Origin of the sequence: Streptomyces sp. DH10, assembly GCF_029813805.1 — a bacterium.
Lineage (GTDB): Bacteria > Actinomycetota > Actinomycetes > Streptomycetales > Streptomycetaceae > Streptomyces > Streptomyces coeruleofuscus.
This window is the reverse complement of the sequence record NZ_JARVKU010000007.1, coordinates 224,689-242,433: the sequence shown is the minus strand read 5'-3', so window position 1 is coordinate 242,433 and position 17,745 is coordinate 224,689. Positions and strand designations below refer to the sequence as shown.

Genomic DNA, 17,745 nt, shown 5'->3' with positions numbered 1-17,745 from the left:
GATCGCAAAATTTCGTGCAGGTTACATGATGGAGCGGTTCTCGGGAACCGGGATAACCCGTTCCAACATGCGGACACCGGCGGCTGGCGGCGGGGGTACCGCACCGACGGTGGAAGCTATGGGGGGCCAGTACGGAACGACCGGGTGAGATCGATGCCCGACGGGCCGGGGGGGCGGGACGGGCGTCTTCGCCCACCCCGCTGATCGCGCCCACGGGCCTCATTGCCCGCAGCGCTTACGGCTCATGCCCGGTGATTGCGCATTCGAAACCAGCAAGTAACGGCTACTTATACGGCCCAACGCATAAGTCCGAGCCGAACTATCCTACGGCCGTCCCGAACAAGGTTCCCAGGGCGTACGTCACACCGGCAGCCGCGCCTCCCAGGAACAGCTGCCGCAGACCGCTGTACCACCAGGTGCGTGCCGTCACCCTGGCCACCACCGCGCCGCACAGGAAGAGCCCGAGCAGCGCCAGCAGCACGGCCGGCAGGAGGCTGCTCGCACCCAGCAGATACGGCAGGACGGGGATCAGCGCGCCCAGCGCGAAGGAGCCGAAGCTCGACACCGCGGCCACGGTGGGCGAGGGCAGATCGCCGGGGTCGATGCCCAGCTCCTCCCGGGCATGGATCTCCAGCGCCTGCTCGGGGTCCTTCGACAGCTGCCGGGCGACCTCACTGGCCAGCCGCGGCTCGACCCCTCTCGACCGGTACAGCGCGGCGAGCTCGGCCTCCTCGTCCTGCGGGTGCTTGCGCAGCTCGCGCCGCTCCACGTCCAGCTCGGCCTCCACGAGCTCGCGCTGCGAGGCGACGGAGGTGTACTCGCCGGCGGCCATGGAGAAGGCACCGGCGGCCAGGCCCGCGAGTCCGCTCAGGACGACGGTCTGCTGGCTGACCGAGCCGCCCGCCACACCGGTCATCAGGGCCAGGTTGGAGACGAGGCCGTCCATCGCACCGAACACCGCGGGACGCAGCCAGCCGCCGTTCACGTCCCGGTGGGTGTGGTTGTCCCGGTGCGCCTCGTGCAGCGCCGCCTCGGTCTCGATGATGGCCATGAAAGATCCCCGATCCTCTCGCCGAACAAGCCACTTTGGACAAGTTCCAGTTTTTTACAGCAACCAAAGTACGCCGTGAATTCCGACGCCGCCAGCAAGGAAAGGCTGCGCTAACCTGCGGTTTTACCCTTCCGCGCTCACTTGATGACGATCTTGCACAGATGTCGACCGGGTGATGCTGTGGCCCCTGAGGCTCGGGGCGGTCGCCGGAGTGGGACACATCCCGTATGGCATCGATCGCCTGCATCCCCTCAGCCCCGGCGCCCGGGGACGCCACCGGACTCCGCGCGCGGGCACGCGGCGCACTGCTGGGCCTGGCCGTCGGTGACGCGCTCGGGGCCCCGGCCGAGAACATGAAGCCCTCCGAGATCCGCGCGCGGTGGGGCCGCATCACCGGCTACGTCGCCGAGCACCCCGCCGGCACGGACGACACCGAGTACGCGATCTTCTCGGGCCTCCTCCTGGCCCGGCACGGCTCGGCACTGACCCCCGCGCACGTGGAGGCGGCCTGGCACGAATGGATCGCGGACCGTGACGAGGGCCCCTTCCGGGGCGCCGGTTTCAGCGAACGCGGCACGCTGGAGAACCTCCGCCGGGGCCTGGCGGCCCCCATCTCCGCCCAGCACCGGCACGCCTGGAGCGACGGCCTGGCCATGCGCGCGGCCCCGTTCGGGGTGTTCGCGCCGGGCCGCCCGGCGGAGGCGGCCCGGCTGGTGGCGATCGACGGCTCGGTGAGCCATGACGGCGAGGGCATCTACGGCGGTCAGGCGGTGGCCGCGGGTGTGGCGGCGGCGATGGCGGGCGCCCAGCCGATCGCGGTCGTGGCCGCCGCCCTCGCGGTCGTGCCCGACGACTCCTGGACGGCCCGCTGCCTGCGCCGCGCGGTGGCGGTGGCCCACCGCGGCGAACGCGCGGTCCGCTCCGCGGTCGTCATCGGCGGCTACCCGTGGACCGACCTGGCCCCCGAGGCGGTCGCCCTCGCATTCGGCGCGTACGCGGCGGCCGACGGCGACTTCGAACGGTCCGTCCTGACGGCGGTGAACATGGGCCGCGACGCGGACACGACGGCGGCGGTCGCGGGTGCCCTGGCGGGCGCGACGCGAGGAGTCTCGGCGATTCCGGAGGCATGGACGACCCCCATCGGCCCGGTCCGCGGCCGGTGCCTGCCGGCGATGGCGGGTTACCACGTCCTGGACGTGGCGGACCTGCTGACGCCGGCGGCGACCACCTGCGCACTGGCAGTGGACGGGGAGACGGAGGTACCCGCATGACCCCGCTGGCACCCGCGGCCGCCGACGGCGAAGGCGCCCCACGGGAGACCAGGACCGCTCCGGTGACAGTCACGGGCGGTGCGCGGGCGGGAGGCAGAAGGGCCGAAGGCCTCCTGCTCGGACTCGCCGCGGGCGACGCCGCCGGCTGGCCCGCGGCCCGCCACAGAGCCGCCCGCATGCCCGACTGGACCCGCCGCCTCACCCGCGAACTGGACACCTTCGCCGAACACAACGCCACGACCACACTCCCCGTCCCCATCGCCCTGAACCAGCCCCCGGAACCGCTTCGCCTGGGCCCCTCGGACGACGCCGAGTGGGCCGCCTTCGCCGCGGAGGCACTCCTCCGCGCGGGCGACGACACCGTCCTGAACGACCTCAGCCGGGAACGCCGCGTCCGCGCCGCGATCGACCTCACCTGGAACGCCATCGCCTGCGAGGTGGCCGCCGCAGCGGACCGCGCCCCCGAGATCGAGTCCGCCGTCCTCCCCCTGCGCGCCCGCATCTCCGTCCGCGCCGGCCTCGGCAACCTCGCCACCGGCCTGCGCCCGCCCGCCACCGGCCACGACAACCCGCACTACTTCGACGACGCGGCCTGCGTACGGGCGTGCGTCCTGGCCGTGGCCCACCCCGGGGACCCCCGGCGCGCCGCCGACCTCGCCGAGTTCGACGCCCGCTACACGCAGGACGGCGACGGCGTGCACGGTGCCCGCGCCATGGCGGCGGCGCTCGCCCTCGCCCTGGCCGGCGCGAACGTCACCGCCTGCGTCACGGCGGCGCTCGCCGAACTCCCCGAGGAGACGGAGATCGGCCGCAACGCCCGGCACGCGCTGCACCTCGCCGCCGACGCGGACAGCGCCTTCGCCCTGGTCCCGCCCCTGGAACACCAGATCGTCGACCACGTCTACAGCTACGGCATCGCCGCCGCCGAGACGGTCCCGGTCGCCCTCGCCCTGGCCACCGCGGCCCGCGGCCGCATCGCGGAGGCGATCCCCGCCGCGGCCTGCCTGTCCCGCGTCGCCGACTCCGCCCCGGCCCTGGCGGGCGCCCTGACCGGTGCACTGGGTGGCGGCGCCTCGATCCCCGCCTCCTGGCGGGAGACCTGCCGCACCCTCTCCGGCTGCGTCCTCCCCCGCCTCACCGGCACGGACCTCGTGGAACTCGCCGAACTCCTGGAAGCCGCACAACCGGCACGCCCCGGTGGATGATGCGGCCATGAAGCCCAAACCACACCAAAATGCCACACTGGACGAGCGGATCACCGGATCCCTGGTCGGAGCCGCCGTCGGCGACGCCCTCGGCGGCCCCGTCGAGGGTTACTCGCCCGAGCAGATCCTGGAACGCCACGGCGGCCGCGTCCACGGCATCGTCGGCCCCTGGCACGGCGACGACTGGCGCACCGCCCGCCCCCTCGCCCCGTACCACAAGGGCGACGGCCACGTCACCGACGACACCTTGATGACGCACGCCCTGATCCGCGTCTACGCCCGCGTCCGCGACCACCTCGACGCCTACGCGATCGCCGACCACCTCGTCCCCGACCTGATGACCGAGCCACGCTGGATCCCGGAACTGGAGACCGAGGCACTGCCCCTGCACCGCGTCTTCCTGGCGGAGAAATGGCTGGTGACGAGGATCCACTACGGCCATGCCGACCCGCGCGAGGCCGGCAGCGGCAACATCGTCAACTGCGGTGCGGCGATGTACATGTCCCCGGTCGGTCTGGTCAACGCGGCCAACCCGCGGGCGGCCTACGCCGAGGCCCTCGACGTCGCCGGCGCGCACCAGTCGTCGTACGGCCGTGAGGCGGCGGGCGTCCTGGCGGCGGCGGTCGCGGCGGCGTGCACCCCGGGAGCCACCCCGGACTCGGTCGTCTCGACCTGCCTGTCCCTGGCGAAGGACGGCACGCGCACCGCCATCGAGCGGGTCTGCGAGGAGGCCTCCCGCCACACGGACTTCGAGTCGGCACTGGGCCCCCTGCGCGAGGCGGTCGCCCCCTACGACACGGTCGGCCCCGACTACCGCGCCCCGTCCCTCGGCGCCCGCCGCCCCTCCCGTCTCCACGCGATCGAGGAACTCCCCGTGGCCCTGGGCATGTTGCTCGTGGCCCGGGGTGACTACCGGCACGCGGTCCTGGGCGCCGTGAACTACGGCCGCGACTGCGACTCCATCGCCACGATGGCCGGCGCCCTGGCCGGCGCGCTCGGCTCGCCGGTCCCCCAGGACTGGGCCAAGACGGTCGCGGAGGCCAGCCGCCTGGACCTCTGGGAACCCGCCGCGACCCTCACGGCCGTGACCCGCGAGATCTTCTCCCGGGACGCTGCCCGCCGCCGCACCCACGAACAGGCCTTCGCATCCCTCGGAGGCCCGGAATGCTCCGCCTGACCTGGGTCCAGCCGGAGGACCTGCTCGGCCACGAACTCCGCCAGGCAGCTCAGGACGGCCGCGAGCCGAAAGCGATCGCGGCCCGCTGGAGAGCAGCAGGCGGCCCGGACGCCCCTCTCACAACAGGCGCGTCCCCCACCCGCGCCTCCCGCTACCTCCGCCAACTTGCAGAAGACCTCCTGGACGAACTGGGGGACCTCCCAAGCACCTTGGCCGACGACGAGCCGACGGACCTGGAGAAGATCAGGTCACTTTGCCTGGAATGGCCACCTAGCTGCGGGCAGTCGTGCCGCTGGGGCGGCACCCGTCCCAAAGAGAGCGGCACCCCGCCAGCGCGGGCGAGCGTCCCAACCCCCACCCCAGCCACCACGCCACGGCACCTGGAATCCGCCTGGCTCGGCCGAGCCGTCGGCTGCCTCCTGGGCAAACCAGTAGAGAAACTCCCCCTGGAAGCCATCCGCCAACTGGCCAGGTCCACAGGCAACTGGCCTCTGTCCACCTGGTTCACCGAACGAGGCGTCCCCGAAGAAGTCCTGCAGAAGCACCCTTGGAACCGCCGCTCGGCGAAAACCTCCCTCGCCGAGAACATCGACGGCATGCCCGAGGACGACGACCTCAACTACCCCCTCCTCAACCTCCTCGTCCTCCGACGCCACGGCAAGTCCTTCACCACCACGGACGTGGCCCGGACCTGGCTCGACGAACTCCCCGCCGGCCGCACCTTCACCGCCGAACGCATCGCCTACCGCAACCTCCTCACCGGCCTGGAACCCCCGCACACCGCCCGCCACCGCAACCCGTTCCGCGAATGGATCGGCGCCCTGATCCGCGCCGACGTCCACGGCTGGACCAACCCCGGTGACCCGGCCGCCGCCGCGGCACAGGCCCACCGCGACGCCACCCTCACCCACACCGCCAACGGCGTCTACGCGGCGATGTTCACGGCGGCCACCATCGCGCAAGCCGCGACAGGCGAACACGACGTCCACACCTGCCTGCGCACCGGCCTCACCGTCGTCCCGCCACGCTCCCGCCTCGCCCGAGCCGTCCACCACGCCATCGAACTGGCCCGGGAACACGACGACTTCGACACGGTCGTCGACGAACTGCACGCCACCCACGCCGCCACCCACCACTGGGTGCACGCCGTCCCCAACACCGCCCTGATCGCCGCCGCCCTCACCCACGCGAACGGGGACTTCTCCGGCTCGATCTGCCGCGCGGTGAGCGGCGGCTGGGACACCGACTCCAACGGCGCGACCGCCGGCAGCATCGCCGGCCTGCTCGCCGAAGACCCCGCGGCCCTCCCCGATCGCTGGACGGCCCCCCTGAAGAACCGACTGTCCACCTCCGTCGGCGACTTCAACGGCATCGGCTTCGACACCCTCGCCCACCTCACCCACCGGGAGACCCACCGCTCATGACCGCGCCCCTCACCGGCCTCCGCGTCCTGGACCTCGCCACCCTCTTCGCCGGCCCGCTCGCCGCCACCCTGCTCGGCGACTTCGGCGCGGAGGTCGTCAAGGTCGAGCACCCGTCGAAACCGGACCCGTCCCGCGGCCACGGCCCGTCGAAGGACGGCGTGGGCCTGTGGTGGAAGATGCTCGGCCGCAACAAGCGCACCATCACCCTCGACCTGTCGAAGCCCGGCGGCCGCAGCACCCTCCTGCGCCTCGCCGCCGGCGCCGACGTGATCATCGAGAACTTCCGCCCGGACACCCTGGAGAAGTGGGACCTGGGCTGGCCGGAGCTGTCGGCCGCCAACCCCCGCCTGGTCCTGGCCCGCGTCACCGGCTTCGGCCAGTTCGGCCCGTACGCCCGCCGCCCCGGCTTCGGCACCCTCGCCGAGGCGATGAGCGGCTTCGCCGCGATCACCGGCGAACCGGACGCGCCCCCGACGCTCCCGCCGTTCGGCCTGGCCGACTCCATCGCGGGCCTGACGACGGCGTACGCGGTGATGACGGCGCTCGCCGCCCGCGACCGCACCGGCGAGGGCCAGGTCGTCGACATGGCCCTGATCGAACCGATCCTCGCCGCGCTCGGCCCCCAGCCCCTCTGGTACGACCAGCTCGGCCACGTCCAGCCCCGCACCGGCAACCGCTCCCCCAACAACGCCCCACGCGGCGTCTACCGCACCGCGGACGGCACCTGGGTCGCCGTCTCGACGTCGGCCCAGTCGGTCGCGGAACGCGTGATGCGCCTGGTGGGCCGACCGGAACTGATCGACGAGCCGTGGTTCGCCACGGGCGCCGACCGCGCCCGTCACGCCGACGTCCTGGACGAGGCCGTCGGCTCCTGGATCGCCGCACGCACCCGGACGGACGTCCTGGCGGCCTTCGAGAAGGCCGAGGCGGCGGTGGCCCCGGTCCAGGACGTCCGCGACGTGATGGCGGACCCGCAGTACCAGGCCCTGAACACCATCACCACCGTCGACGACCCGGAGCTGGGCCCCCTGCGCATGCAGAACGTCCTCTTCCGGCTCTCCGCCACGCCCGGCGCGATCCGCTGGGCCGGCCGCCCGCACGGCGCGGACACCGACGAGGTCCTCACCGAACTGGGCCTCACCCCGGCCGACCTCACGGCGCTGCGCGCGGAGGGCGCCCTGTGACGGCGTTCCCGCTCACCTGGCTCTACGCCCCGGGCGACCGCCCGCCTGTGGTGGCCAAGGCCCTCACCTCCGGCGCCGACATCGTCGTCGTCGACCTGGAGGATGCGGTCGCCCCCGACCGGAAGGCGTACGCCCGGGCCGCCACCGCCGAGCTGCTCGCCGAGCTGCCGCCGGTCCCGGTGCACGTCCGCGTCAACGCCCTGGACAGCCCCTGGGCCGGGCAGGACCTCGCCGCTGTGGCCCCGGCTCCCGGCCTCTGCGCCCTGCGGCTCCCCAAGATCACCTCCCCCGCCGAGGTCGTCCGGATCGCACAGCACGCCGTCCCCGCAGGACTGCCCCTGTACGCCCTCCTGGAGACGGCCCTCGGCGTGGAGCGGGCCTACGCCGTCGCCACGGCCCACCCGTCCCTGCGGGGCATCGCGCTCGGAGAGGCGGATCTACGGGCCGACCTGGGCGTGCGGGCCGGCCTGGGCGCAGGGGACGACGCGGGGCTCGACTGGTCCCGCTCCCGGGTGATCGTGGCCGCCCGGGCCGCGGGCCTGCCCCCGCCGGCGCAGTCGGTCCACCCGGACGTCCACGACCTGGAAGGACTGGCCGCCACCAGTGCCCATGGCCGCGCCCTGGGCTTCCTGGGCCGGGCCGCGATCCACCCCCGCCAGCTCCCGGTCATCGAGCGGGCCTTCCTCCCCACCGAGGAGGAGATCGAGCAAGCGGAGACGATCGTCAAGGCGGCGGCCGCGGAACCGGGCGCCCAGGCCCTCCCGGACGGCCGCTTCATCGACACGGCGGTGGTGACGGCGGCCCAGCGCACCCTGTCCCTGGCACGCCGCCGCTGACCCGCCCCATCCGGAAAACGCCGAGGGCGCCCGTGCATCCACGGGCGCCCTCGGGTCACGTACGGCAGACGGTCAGCTCTTCTTCCGGTCAGCTCTTCTTCGCCGACTCGGCATCGTCCTTGGCCTCGTCGTCGGCCTTGTCCTCGGCCTTGGCCTCGTCTTCCTTGCTCTCACCGGCGGACTCGTCGTCGCCTTCGGCTGCACCGCCGGAGGCCTCCGCACCAGGCTCCACCACGGCTTCCCGGCCCGGCCGCTTCTTCGACGACACCACGAGGTAGGTGACCGCGAGCAGGAACACGAGCATCGCGGTCCACACGTTCAGCCGGAGGCCCAGGATGTGGTGGGCGTCGTCGACACGCATGTACTCGATCCACGCCCGGCCCGCGCAGTACGCGGCGACGTACAGCGCGAACGCCCGGCCGTGTCCCAGCCGGAAGCGGCGGTCCGCCCAGATGACCAGGACCGCGACGCCGATGCACCACAGCGACTCGTACAGGAACGTCGGGTGGTACGTGCCCGGCACCCGCCCGTCCGCGGAGGACGTGATCTCCAGGGCCCATGGCAGGTCGGTGGGCTTGCCGTACAGCTCCTGGTTGAACCAGTTGCCCCAGCGGCCGATCGCCTGGGCGAGGGCGATGCCCGGCGCGACGGCGTCGGCGTACGCCGGCAGCGGGATGCCCCGGCGCCTGCAGCCGATCCAGGCGCCCAGCGCGCCCAGCGCGATCGCGCCCCAGATGCCGAGGCCGCCCTCCCAGATCTTGAAGGCGTTCACCCAGTCACGGCCCTCGCTGAAGTACAGCTCGTAGTCCGTGATCACGTGGTAGAGCCGGCCGCCGACCAGGCCGAACGGCACGGCCCAGACAGCGATGTCGGCCACCGTGCCGGTCCGCCCGCCCCGGGCGATCCAGCGCTTGTTGCCGAGCCAGACGGCAACGAAGACGCCGATGATGATGCAGAACGCGTAGCCGCGCAGCGGAATGGGGCCGAGGTACAGCACCCCGCGTGACGGGCTGGGAATGAAGGCAAGTTCCATGGCAGGGTCGACGCTACCGTGCCGGACCGGGGCCGCGGCAGGCAGCCCGGCTACGGGTCCATAACGGGAGCGTGAGAAAAGCCTTTACCCCTTGTTCTGCTCCTGCACCATCTGCTTCAGCCTCGCCGGGGTCATCGTCCGGTCCTGGTAGATGTTCTTGCCGTCGAACAGCACGGTCGGCGTGCCGGAGAAGCCGCCCTTGTTGAAGGCCTGGTGGGATTTGGCGACCCAGCTGTTGTGCCTGCCGTCCTCGACGCACTTGCGGAAGGCGGGGGTGTCCAGGCCGTCGACCTTGCCGGCCAGCTCGATCAGCTTGTCGTTCCTGGCGTAGGCGTCGTCGACCTCCTGGGGCTGGTTGTCGAAGAGCAGGTCGTGGTACGCGGGGAACTTCCCGGCGTCCTGGGCGCAGGCCGCGGCGTTGGCCGCGTTGCGGGAGCCGCTGCCGCCCATGTTGCCGTCGATGAGGGTGACCAGGTGGTACTCGGTCTTCAGCTGGCCGGCGTTCGTCAGCTCGTGGATCACCGGCCGGTACGCCGTCTCGAAGGACTTGCAGGCCGGGCAGCGGAAGTCCTCCCAGACCGTGAGCGTGGACTTGGCGCTGTCCTTGCCGACCGGGATCGCCAGGCCGTCCTTGCCCTGTGCTCCCGACGGGGCCACGACCGGGCCCGAGGCCTCGCTGCCGTCGTCCTTGCCCGCGTTGGCCGCGACGACGCCGATCACCGCGGCGAGTCCCAGGACGGCGACGACGGCCCCGCCCACGATCAGCGCGCGCCGGCGCTTCTCAGCGGACTTCTGCTTCTCACGTTCGACCGCCATCTTCTCCCGGGCGGTGCGCTTTCCCTCACGGTTCTTCTCGCTCACACCCCGGAAACGAACCGGGGAGGCGCACCGCGCCTCCCCGGTCCCAGGTCCACCCGTACGAGGGACCTGTATGACTTCCGGCTTTCCTACGCCTGTCGGCGCACGCCCTTCGCGAGGTCACCCGCGAGCGAGCGCACGGCCTCGACACCGGCCGCGTCGTCCGGGGCGTCCAGCATGGCCTTGACGAAGGCGGAGCCGACGATCACACCGTCGGCGAAGCCGGCGACCTCGGCGGCCTGGGTGGCGTTGGAGACGCCGAGGCCGACGCAGACCGGCAGGTCCGTGCCGGTGGCCCGGGTGCGTGCCACCAGGTCCTCGGCCTGCGAGCTGACCGACGCACGGGTGCCGGTGACGCCCATGAGGGAGGCGGCGTAGACGAAGCCGCTGCCCGCCGCGGTGATCCGCGCGAGCCGCTGGTCCTTGCTGCTGGGGGCGACGACGAAAACGGTGGCGAGGCCGTGCTTCTCGGCGTGTTCCCTCCACAGCGCCGACTCCTGCACGGGCAGGTCGGGCAGGATGCACCCGGCGCCGCCCGCCTCGGCGAGCTCGGCGGTGAACCGCTCGACGCCGTAGCGGTCGATGGGGTTCCAGTACGTCATGACGAGCACCGGCTTGCCGGTGGCCGCGTGGGCCTCGCGGACCGTGCGCATCACGTCGGCGATCTTCACGCCGCCGCGCAAAGCGATGTCGTCGGCGGTCTGGATGACGGGCCCGTCGAGAACGGGGTCGCTGTGCGGCAGACCGACCTCCACGACGTCGGCGCCGCCGTCCAGGACGGCCTTGATCGCCTCGATGCCGCCGTCCACGGTCGGGAACCCGGCCGGGAGGTAGGCGATGAGGGCGGCGCGGCCCTCGGACTTCGCCGCGGCGAGGGTGTCGCTCAACAGCTCGATGTTGCCGCTCACTTGGCGTCCCCCTCGATCTCTGCGGTGTCGGTGTCCGCGTCGGCGGCGACCTCGGCGTCGGTGTCGTAGAGGCCGAAGTAGCGGGCGGCGGTGTCCATGTCCTTGTCGCCGCGCCCGGACAGGTTGACCACGATCAGCCCGTCCTTGCCCAGCTCCTTGCCGACCTCCAGGGCGCCGGCCAGCGCGTGGGCGCTCTCGATGGCCGGGATGATGCCCTCGGTGCGGGACAGCAGGCGCAGGGCCTGCATGGCCGCGTCGTCCGTGACCGCGCGGTACTCACCGCGGCCGGAGTCCTTGAGGTAGGCGTGCTCGGGGCCGATGCCCGGGTAGTCCAGACCGGCCGAGATCGAGTACGGCTCGGTGATCTGGCCCTCGTCGTCCTGGAGGACGTAACTGCGGGAGCCGTGCAGGATGCCGGGCTCTCCGGCGGTCAGGGTCGCCGCGTGCTCGCCGGTGTCGACGCCGTGGCCCGCCGGCTCGCAGCCGATGAGGCGTACGTCCGGGTCCGGGATGAAGGCGTGGAAGAGGCCGATGGCGTTGGAGCCGCCACCGACGCAGGCGACGGCCGCGTCGGGGAGCCGGCCCGCGCGCTCCAGGAGCTGGCGGCGGGTCTCCACGCCGATGACGCGGTGGAAGTCGCGGACCATGGCCGGGAAGGGGTGGGGGCCGGCGACCGTGCCGAAGAGGTAGTGCGTGTGCTCGACGTTGGCGACCCAGTCGCGGAACGCCTCGTTGATCGCGTCCTTCAGCGTGCGGCTGCCGGACTTCACGGCGATGACCTCGGCGCCGAGCATGCGCATGCGGGCCACGTTCAGGGCCTGGCGCTGGGTGTCGATCTCGCCCATGTAGATCGTGCACTCGAGGCCGAAGAGCGCGCAGGCGGTGGCCGTGGCGACGCCGTGCTGACCGGCGCCCGTCTCGGCGATGACGCGGGTCTTGCCCATGCGCTTGGTGAGCAGGGCCTGGCCGAGGACGTTGTTGATCTTGTGGGAACCGGTGTGGTTGAGGTCTTCCCGCTTGAGGAAGATCCGGGCGCCACCGGCTTCCGCTGCGAAACGAGGGACTTCGGTGAGGGCCGACGGGCGGCCGGTGTAGTTGACCAGGAGGTCGTCGAGTTCCTTGGCGAACTCCGGGTCGTGCTTGGCCTTGTCGTACTCGACGGCCACCTCGTCCACTGCGGCGACGAGGGCCTCCGGGATGAACTTGCCGCCGAACGTCCCGAAGTAGCCTTCGGGGTTGGGCGTTTGACCCTCGGGGTCGGGGATGAAGAACTGACTGGGCATGCGGAAACCTTCACGGTGAGTGTGTGTGGAATGCACTAATCGCCGTGGGGGCAGGGTTTGACTGTTGACTGCGGGCCGTATTCGGCTGGTCGCGCCCGCGCGGCGGTAGCCGCACATTGACAAGAGCCCCGCGCCCCTAGAGGGCGCGCTGCCATCGCATGCCGTTGACCTGGCCCGGCTCGTCACCGATGACATACCGGACGCGGCGGCCGTGCACGCGGCGCGCGGGCGCACGGCAACCGCGGGGGCGGCAGCCGCGCGCGAGGCGGGCGTACCGGTCCACGGTCGTCATGGTGAGATTCATCGGGGCCAAGCTTAGCGGGAGATCAGCCCCGGCCGTGCCGGAGTGCGGGATGTTCGCCTGCCGCCACCAGATCGGAGACCGCCGTCTTGGGGTCCTTGCCGGTGACGAGGGATTCGCCCACCAGGACCGCGTCGGCGCCGGCGTTGGCGTACGCGATGAGGTCGTGCGGGCCGCGGACGCCGGACTCGGCGATCTTGATGATGTGGTCGGGGATCTCGGGTGCCACGCGCTCGAACGTGCCGCGGTCGACCTCGAGGGTCTTGAGGTTGCGCGCGTTGACGCCGATCACGCGGGCGCCGGCGTCGACCGCGCGCTCGACCTCGTCCTCGTCGTGCACCTCGACGAGCGGCGTGAGCCCGATGGACTCGGCGCGCTCGATCAGGGATTCCAGAGCGGGCTGGTCGAGGGCGGCGACGATCAGCAGGACGACGTCGGCGCCGTAGGCCCGGGCCTCCCACAGCTGGTACGACGTGACGATGAAGTCCTTGCGCAGGACCGGGATGTCCACGCGGGCGCGGACCGCTTCCAGGTCGGCGAGCGAGCCGCCGAAGCGCCGCTGTTCCGTGAGGACGGAGATGATGGCCGCGCCGCCCGCCTCGTAGTCCGCCGCGAGTCCGGCCGGATCGGCGATCGCGGCCAGCGCGCCCTTGGACGGGCTGGATCGCTTGACCTCGCAGATGACCTTGACGCCGTCGCCGCGCAGGGCGGCCGCGCCGTCCTTGGCCGCGGGAGCCTTCGCCGCGCGCTCCTTGAGCTCGTCGAGGCTGACGCGCGCCTGCCGCTCCGCGAGGTCGGCACGGACTCCGTCGATGATCTCGTCGAGCACACTCACGCGAGAGGCCCCCTTCCAGACTCTTGACAGTTCCAGCGACCGATCGAAAACCGATGGTCACTGCGATGGTATCCGCAGCGGGGCGTAGGCCTCGCATCCGGTTGACGCCGGTCCCACTACCTGGACATCTGCCAATTGATCAAGGATGGAGCCAGCCGCCGAAGGGCAGGTTGCGGACAACCGTGAAGACCAGCAGCAACGCACCGAGGCTCCACACCAGCCCCGGGCGGGAGTCGATCCGCAGCGGACGCCCGCGCACCGCGTGCACCACCCATACGGTCCACAGCACGGCGAAGGCCAGATAGCCGAGGACGGCGAGCGCGTTGGCGTGCAGTGCCGCCGGGAGGTCGCCGTGGACGAAGGCGTGCGCGCTGCGCAGTCCGCCGCAGCCGGGGCAGTACAGGCCCGTGTAGTGCAGCAGCGGGCAGACGGGGTAGTGGCCGGGTTCGTTGGGGTCGACCGCGCTCACGTAGGCGAAGGCCGCCGCGACGGCCGCGAGCACCCCGGCGGGGGCGGCCAGGCGGCCCGGGACGCTGGGCGTGGCCCTTCGGCTGTCGGCGTTCACGGCAGCCATTGTGCCCCGCACGCGCGTGAGGGGCGGCCCCGGCACCCGAGTGCCGGCCGCCCCTCACGCGACAACGCGGTGTTCCGCGGGGATCAGCCCTCGGCGCGAGCCGGCTCGCGGTCGCCCGTGGTCCGGTGCGGCTGGTGCAGTTCCTTCGGCTGCCCGAGACCCATCGCGCGCATGATGGCGCCGACGACGCCGCCGAGCAGCACGACCACCATGCCGGCCCAGAAGCCCACCGGCTGGTCCATCACCATGAAGGCGCCCGAGACGCAGAAACCGATGAAGGCGATCGTGACACCGGTCCAGGCGGCCGGGGTGTGACCGTGGCTGCTGCCCGCCATTGCTTGCTCCTCGTTGCTGTGTGCGTGTCTGAGCAGGACGCTCGGGCCCATTGTCCCGCACGCGCGCGGGGGCGGTGAGCGGGGGTGCTCCTGCGATACGCCCCGCTCCCCCGTGTGGCTCAGGCTCCGGTCGGGTCCTCGCCCCGGTCCAGTGCCTTCCACAGGTCTTCGGGCCGGTCGGGGTCGACGGCGGGGGCCTTGCGGCGCGGCCGGGGTGTGCCGCCCCGCTCGTAGCGGCCGGACATCGCGGGCCACAGCCGGCCGTAGCGCAGGGCGAGCAGTCCGGCCAGGAGGAGCAGCACGCCGCCGACGGCCGCGACGTACGGCCAGGCGGTGTGGCTGAGGGCGTCCACGGAGGCGGAGGTGTCGCCGGAGGCCTGGGCGGCCTGCTCGTCGAGCGCGGAGCCGTCGGAGGCGCCGAACAGGGCGGCGGCGATAATGCCCGCGCCGGAGAGCGCGAGCAGCGCGGCCACGACGAGGCGGCCGGCCCGGCGGACGGCGAAGACGGCGACGAGCGCGGCGAGGCCCACCACGGCGAGCGCCGCCGGGACGCCCGTGACGTCGCTGCCCTTGGCGGTCAGGGGGAAGGCGCCGCCGGCCACCGTCGCGGTGCCCTCCGCCCAGCGCTGCCGGGTGGCGAGCAGCGCCACGGCCGCGCCGAGCGCGCCGCACAGCAGCGCGACGGCGAGGCTCCGGCGGCCGGCCCGGGCGGATCCGGCGGCTTCGGAACGGGGGTGAGGTGCAGCAGTCACGTACCCCACTATCGCCCGGACCCCGGGCGAACCGTCACCCGGGGGGTCATCTCAGGCCTTTCCCAGCCGGTTCGCCGTGTGGACGGCCCTGAGGACCGCCGCCGCCTTGTTGCGGCACTCCGTGTCCTCGGCGACCGGGTCCGAGTCGGCGACGATGCCCGCGCCCGCCTGGACGTAGGCGGTGCCGTCCCGCAGGAGGGCCGTGCGGATGGCGATGGCGGTGTCGGAGTCGCCCGCGAAGTCCAGATAGCCGACGCAGCCGCCGTACAGTCCGCGCCGGGACGGTTCGAGTTCGTCGATGATCTGCATGGCGCGGGGCTTCGGGGCGCCGGAGAGGGTGCCGGCCGGGAAGCACGCGGTGAGGACGTCGAAGGCGGTGCGGCCCGGGGCGACGCGGCCCGTCACCGTCGAGACGATGTGCATGACGTGCGAGTACCGCTCGACGGACATGAAGTCGACGACCTCGACCGAGCCGGGCTCGCAGACCCGCCCCAGGTCGTTGCGCCCCAGGTCGACGAGCATGAGGTGCTCGGCGCGCTCCTTGGGGTCGGCGAGCAGTTCGTCGGCGAGGGCCTGGTCCTCCTGAGGGGTGGCGCCTCGCCAGCGGGTGCCGGCGATGGGATGGACCATGGCGCGTCCGTCCTCCACCTTGACCAGGGCCTCGGGGGACGAGCCGACGACGTCGAACCCGTCGAAGCGGAACAGGTACATGTACGGGGACGGGTTGGTGGCCCTGAGGACCCGGTAGACGTCCAGCGCGCTCGCCGTGCACGGCGTCTCGAAGCGCTGGGAGGGGACGACCTGGAAGGCCTCGCCTGCCCGGATGCGCTCCTTGATGTCCTCGACGGCCTCCTGGAAGTCGGGGCCGCCCCACAGCGCGGAGTACTCGGGGACCTCGGAGGGCGGCAGCACGGCGGGCGGCTGGGCGACCGCGCGGGAGAGGTCGGCCTGCATGGCGTCGAGCCGGGCCACGGCGTCCGCGTAGGCCTCGTCGACGCCGGTCTCCAGGTCGTTGTGGTTGATCGCGTTGGCGATCAGCAGGACCGAGCCCTCCCAGTGGTCCATGACGGCCAGGTCGCTGGTGAGGAGCATGGTCAGCTCGGGGAGCTTGAGGTCGTCGCGCTCGCCGGGGCCGATCTTCTCCAGGCGGCGGACGATGTCGTAGCCGAGGTAGCCGACCATGCCGCCGGTGAAGGGCGGCATGCCGTCCTGGTGGGGCGTGTGCAGCGCCTGGATGGTGGCGCGCAGCGCGGCGAGGGGGTCGCCGTCGACGGGGACCCCGACGGGCGGGACGCCGAGCCAGTGCGCCTGCCCGTCGCGCTCGGTCAGCGTGGCGGCGCTGCGGACGCCCACGAACGAGTAACGGGACCACGAGCGGCCGTTCTCCGCTGACTCCAGCAGGAAAGTGCCCGGGCGCTCGGCGGCGAGCTTGCGGTAGAGGGCGACCGGGGTGTCGCCGTCGGCGAGGAGCTTTCGGGTGACCGGGATGACCCGCCGGTCGGAGGCGAACTTGCGGAACGTCTCGAGGTCCATGGCGGCTGACCTTACTGATCCGTGGCGGAGACGTGGGAGCCGCCGCCCGTGAGGAGCACGTCTTCGTCGAAGCAGGTGCGCGCGCCGGTGTGGCAGGCGGCTCCGACCTGGTCGACCTTCACCAGGACGGTGTCGGCGTCGCAGTCGAGGGCGACGGACTTCACCCACTGGAAGTGGCCGGAGGTGTCGCCCTTGACCCAGTACTCCTGGCGGCTGCGCGACCAGTACGTGCACCGGCCGGTGGTCAGGGTGCGGTGCAGCGCCTCGTCGTCCATCCAGCCGAGCATGAGCACCTCTCCGGTGTCGTACTGCTGGGCGATCGCTGGCAGGAGGCCGTCGGCGCTGCGCTTGAGGCGGGCGGCGATCTCCGGGTCGAGGCGGCTGGGCCGGGATGACGTGCTGGTCATGCCGACCATTGTGCCGCGCGCCACTGACAGGCCAGGTGGAGTGTCCACTGTGCGGACCTCCGAGCCGGTCGTAGGCTGGGCCGCATGTCGACCCATGCCAAGCGTGAACGACTTCTCCTCGCCGATCTGTTGGAGACCGCGGGCCCGGACGCGCCCACTCTGTGCGAGGGCTGGACGACCCGGGACCTCGCCGCCCACGTGGTGGTGCGCGAGCGCCGCCCGGACGCCGCCGGCGGGATACTGATCAAGCAGCTCGCGCCACGCCTGGACCGGGTGATGGCGGAGTACACCGACAAGCCGTACGAGGAGCTGGTCCAGCTGATCCGTACGGGCCCGCCGCGTTTCTCGCCCTTCTCGCTCAAGCCGGTCGACGAGATGTCGAACATCATCGAGTTCTACGTCCACGCGGAGGACGTCCGGCGCGCCCAGCCCGACTGGTCGCCGCGCGAGCTCGACCCGGTCTTCCAGGACGCCCTGTGGTCCCGGCTGGAACGCACGGCCCGGCTGATGGGACGCAGCGTCCCGACGGGCCTGGTGCTGCGCCGCCCGGACGGCCAGACAGCGGTCGCCCAGCGCGGCACCCCGGTGGTCACGGTGACCGGCGAACCCTCCGAACTGGTTCTGTTCTCCTACGGCCGCCAGAGCGCGGCCAAGGTCGACCTGGACGGCGACGAGAACGCGATCGCGAAACTGCACGAGAGCAAGCAGCTCGGGATCTGAGGCGACCGTCCCAGGGCGTACCGGGACCTGAGGGCGCATGGAGAAACCCCGGCCGCAG

General features: G+C 72.4%; 19 protein-coding genes. 7 read left to right on the top strand and 12 right to left on the bottom strand.

Going from position 1 to position 17,745, the window contains the following annotated elements:
• Nucleotides 1-319: 319 nt before the first annotated feature.
• Nucleotides 320-1,051, bottom strand: coding sequence for a VIT1/CCC1 transporter family protein (locus QC385_RS17555; RefSeq protein ID WP_279542268.1), 732 nt, complete (start codon nt 1,049-1,051; stop codon nt 320-322).
• Between the two features lie 227 nt (nt 1,052-1,278).
• Between QC385_RS17555 and QC385_RS17550 the strand changes: the two genes are divergently transcribed.
• The 6 genes from QC385_RS17550 to QC385_RS17525 are packed head-to-tail and all read left to right on the top strand — an operon-like array spanning nt 1,279 to nt 8,148.
• Nucleotides 1,279-2,322: an ADP-ribosylglycohydrolase family protein gene (locus QC385_RS17550; RefSeq protein WP_279542267.1), complete on the top strand. Its 1,044-nt coding sequence runs from the start codon at nt 1,279-1,281 to the stop codon at nt 2,320-2,322.
• On the top strand, nt 2,319-3,527 hold the full coding sequence (locus QC385_RS17545; protein ID WP_279542266.1) for an ADP-ribosylglycohydrolase family protein: 1,209 nt from the start codon (nt 2,319-2,321) through the stop codon (nt 3,525-3,527). Before QC385_RS17550 ends, QC385_RS17545 begins: the two co-directional genes overlap by 4 nt.
• 7 nt (nt 3,528-3,534) lie before the next feature.
• Nucleotides 3,535-4,704, top strand: a complete 1,170-nt coding sequence (locus QC385_RS17540) for an ADP-ribosylglycohydrolase family protein (protein ID WP_279542265.1) — start codon at nt 3,535-3,537, stop codon at nt 4,702-4,704.
• Complete coding sequence (locus QC385_RS17535) at nt 4,692-6,128, top strand: ADP-ribosylglycohydrolase family protein (RefSeq protein WP_279542264.1); 1,437 nt, start codon at nt 4,692-4,694, stop codon at nt 6,126-6,128. Before QC385_RS17540 ends, QC385_RS17535 begins: the two co-directional genes overlap by 13 nt.
• The gene (locus tag QC385_RS17530; RefSeq protein ID WP_279542263.1) at nt 6,125-7,312 is read left to right on the top strand and encodes a CaiB/BaiF CoA transferase family protein; all 1,188 of its coding nucleotides are present in this window, start codon (nt 6,125-6,127) and stop codon (nt 7,310-7,312) included. The genes QC385_RS17535 and QC385_RS17530 overlap by 4 nt, the downstream gene beginning before the upstream one ends.
• Nucleotides 7,309-8,148 carry an HpcH/HpaI aldolase/citrate lyase family protein gene (locus QC385_RS17525; protein ID WP_279542262.1) on the top strand — a complete coding sequence of 280 codons (840 nt, stop codon included), beginning with the start codon at nt 7,309-7,311 and terminating at the stop codon, nt 8,146-8,148. Before QC385_RS17530 ends, QC385_RS17525 begins: the two co-directional genes overlap by 4 nt.
• Before the next feature lie 88 nt (nt 8,149-8,236).
• Here QC385_RS17525 and lgt read toward each other — a convergent pair whose 3' ends face one another.
• From lgt to hisI, 11 genes are all read right to left on the bottom strand, one after another.
• A complete protein-coding gene (gene lgt / locus QC385_RS17520) occupies nt 8,237-9,181 on the bottom strand; it encodes a prolipoprotein diacylglyceryl transferase (protein WP_279542261.1) in 945 nt (314 codons plus the stop codon).
• 84 nt (nt 9,182-9,265) lie between these two features.
• Entirely contained in the window at nt 9,266-10,042 is a 777-nt protein-coding gene (locus QC385_RS17515; protein ID WP_279542260.1) for a DsbA family protein, read from the bottom strand.
• An 86-nt stretch (nt 10,043-10,128) separates the two neighbouring features.
• The gene (trpA, locus tag QC385_RS17510) at nt 10,129-10,947 is read right to left on the bottom strand and encodes a tryptophan synthase subunit alpha (protein WP_279542259.1); all 819 of its coding nucleotides are present in this window, start codon (nt 10,945-10,947) and stop codon (nt 10,129-10,131) included.
• On the bottom strand, nt 10,944-12,230 hold the full coding sequence (gene trpB / locus QC385_RS17505) for a tryptophan synthase subunit beta (RefSeq protein WP_279542258.1): 1,287 nt from the start codon (nt 12,228-12,230) through the stop codon (nt 10,944-10,946). The genes trpA and trpB overlap by 4 nt, the downstream gene beginning before the upstream one ends.
• A 136-nt stretch (nt 12,231-12,366) precedes the next feature.
• Nucleotides 12,367-12,534, bottom strand: coding sequence for a tryptophan biosynthesis modulator TrpM (gene trpM, locus QC385_RS17500; protein ID WP_279542257.1), 168 nt, complete (start codon nt 12,532-12,534; stop codon nt 12,367-12,369).
• A 22-nt stretch (nt 12,535-12,556) separates the two neighbouring features.
• Nucleotides 12,557-13,366 (bottom strand): indole-3-glycerol phosphate synthase TrpC, encoded by an 810-nt coding sequence (gene trpC / locus QC385_RS17495; protein WP_279542256.1) that lies wholly within the window; start codon nt 13,364-13,366, stop codon nt 12,557-12,559.
• Nucleotides 13,367-13,505: 139 nt separating this feature from the next.
• On the bottom strand, nt 13,506-13,940 hold the full coding sequence (locus tag QC385_RS17490; RefSeq protein ID WP_279542255.1) for a DUF2752 domain-containing protein: 435 nt from the start codon (nt 13,938-13,940) through the stop codon (nt 13,506-13,508).
• Between the two features lie 83 nt (nt 13,941-14,023).
• The gene (locus QC385_RS17485; protein WP_279542254.1) at nt 14,024-14,275 is read right to left on the bottom strand and encodes an HGxxPAAW family protein; all 252 of its coding nucleotides are present in this window, start codon (nt 14,273-14,275) and stop codon (nt 14,024-14,026) included.
• Between the two features lie 119 nt (nt 14,276-14,394).
• Nucleotides 14,395-15,036 (bottom strand): TIGR02234 family membrane protein, encoded by a 642-nt coding sequence (locus QC385_RS17480; protein ID WP_279542253.1) that lies wholly within the window; start codon nt 15,034-15,036, stop codon nt 14,395-14,397.
• Nucleotides 15,037-15,078: 42 nt separating this feature from the next.
• Nucleotides 15,079-16,560 carry an anthranilate synthase component I gene (locus QC385_RS17475; RefSeq protein ID WP_279542252.1) on the bottom strand — a complete coding sequence of 494 codons (1,482 nt, stop codon included), beginning with the start codon at nt 16,558-16,560 and terminating at the stop codon, nt 15,079-15,081.
• Between the two features lie 11 nt (nt 16,561-16,571).
• Nucleotides 16,572-16,976 (bottom strand): phosphoribosyl-AMP cyclohydrolase, encoded by a 405-nt coding sequence (gene hisI, locus QC385_RS17470; RefSeq protein WP_443032930.1) that lies wholly within the window; start codon nt 16,974-16,976, stop codon nt 16,572-16,574.
• 75 nt (nt 16,977-17,051) lie between these two features.
• Here hisI and QC385_RS17465 point away from each other — a divergent pair, with 75 nt between their 5' ends.
• Nucleotides 17,052-17,687: a TIGR03085 family metal-binding protein gene (locus tag QC385_RS17465; RefSeq protein ID WP_279542250.1), complete on the top strand. Its 636-nt coding sequence runs from the start codon at nt 17,052-17,054 to the stop codon at nt 17,685-17,687.
• Nucleotides 17,688-17,745 lie beyond the last annotated feature (58 nt).

Bases quoted from the DNA above. Each gene is read 5' to 3' on its own strand.
- QC385_RS17555 (WP_279542268.1), bottom strand. From the start codon at position 1,051: ATGGCCATCATCGAGACCGAGGCGGCGCTGCACGAGGCGCACCGGGAC.
- QC385_RS17550 (WP_279542267.1), top strand. From the start codon at position 1,279: ATGGCATCGATCGCCTGCATCCCCTCAGCCCCGGCGCCCGGGGACGCC.
- QC385_RS17545 (WP_279542266.1), top strand. From the start codon at position 2,319: ATGACCCCGCTGGCACCCGCGGCCGCCGACGGCGAAGGCGCCCCACGG.
- QC385_RS17540 (WP_279542265.1), top strand. From the start codon at position 3,535: ATGAAGCCCAAACCACACCAAAATGCCACACTGGACGAGCGGATCACC.
- QC385_RS17535 (WP_279542264.1), top strand. From the start codon at position 4,692: ATGCTCCGCCTGACCTGGGTCCAGCCGGAGGACCTGCTCGGCCACGAA.
- QC385_RS17530 (WP_279542263.1), top strand. From the start codon at position 6,125: ATGACCGCGCCCCTCACCGGCCTCCGCGTCCTGGACCTCGCCACCCTC.
- lgt (WP_279542261.1), bottom strand. From the start codon at position 9,181: ATGGAACTTGCCTTCATTCCCAGCCCGTCACGCGGGGTGCTGTACCTC.
- trpB (WP_279542258.1), bottom strand. From the start codon at position 12,230: ATGCCCAGTCAGTTCTTCATCCCCGACCCCGAGGGTCAAACGCCCAAC.
- trpM (WP_279542257.1), bottom strand. From the start codon at position 12,534: ATGAATCTCACCATGACGACCGTGGACCGGTACGCCCGCCTCGCGCGC.
- QC385_RS17490 (WP_279542255.1), bottom strand. From the start codon at position 13,940: ATGGCTGCCGTGAACGCCGACAGCCGAAGGGCCACGCCCAGCGTCCCG.
- QC385_RS17485 (WP_279542254.1), bottom strand. From the start codon at position 14,275: ATGGCGGGCAGCAGCCACGGTCACACCCCGGCCGCCTGGACCGGTGTC.
- QC385_RS17475 (WP_279542252.1), bottom strand. From the start codon at position 16,560: ATGGACCTCGAGACGTTCCGCAAGTTCGCCTCCGACCGGCGGGTCATC.
- hisI (WP_443032930.1), bottom strand. From the start codon at position 16,976: ATGGTCGGCATGACCAGCACGTCATCCCGGCCCAGCCGCCTCGACCCG.
- QC385_RS17465 (WP_279542250.1), top strand. From the start codon at position 17,052: ATGTCGACCCATGCCAAGCGTGAACGACTTCTCCTCGCCGATCTGTTG.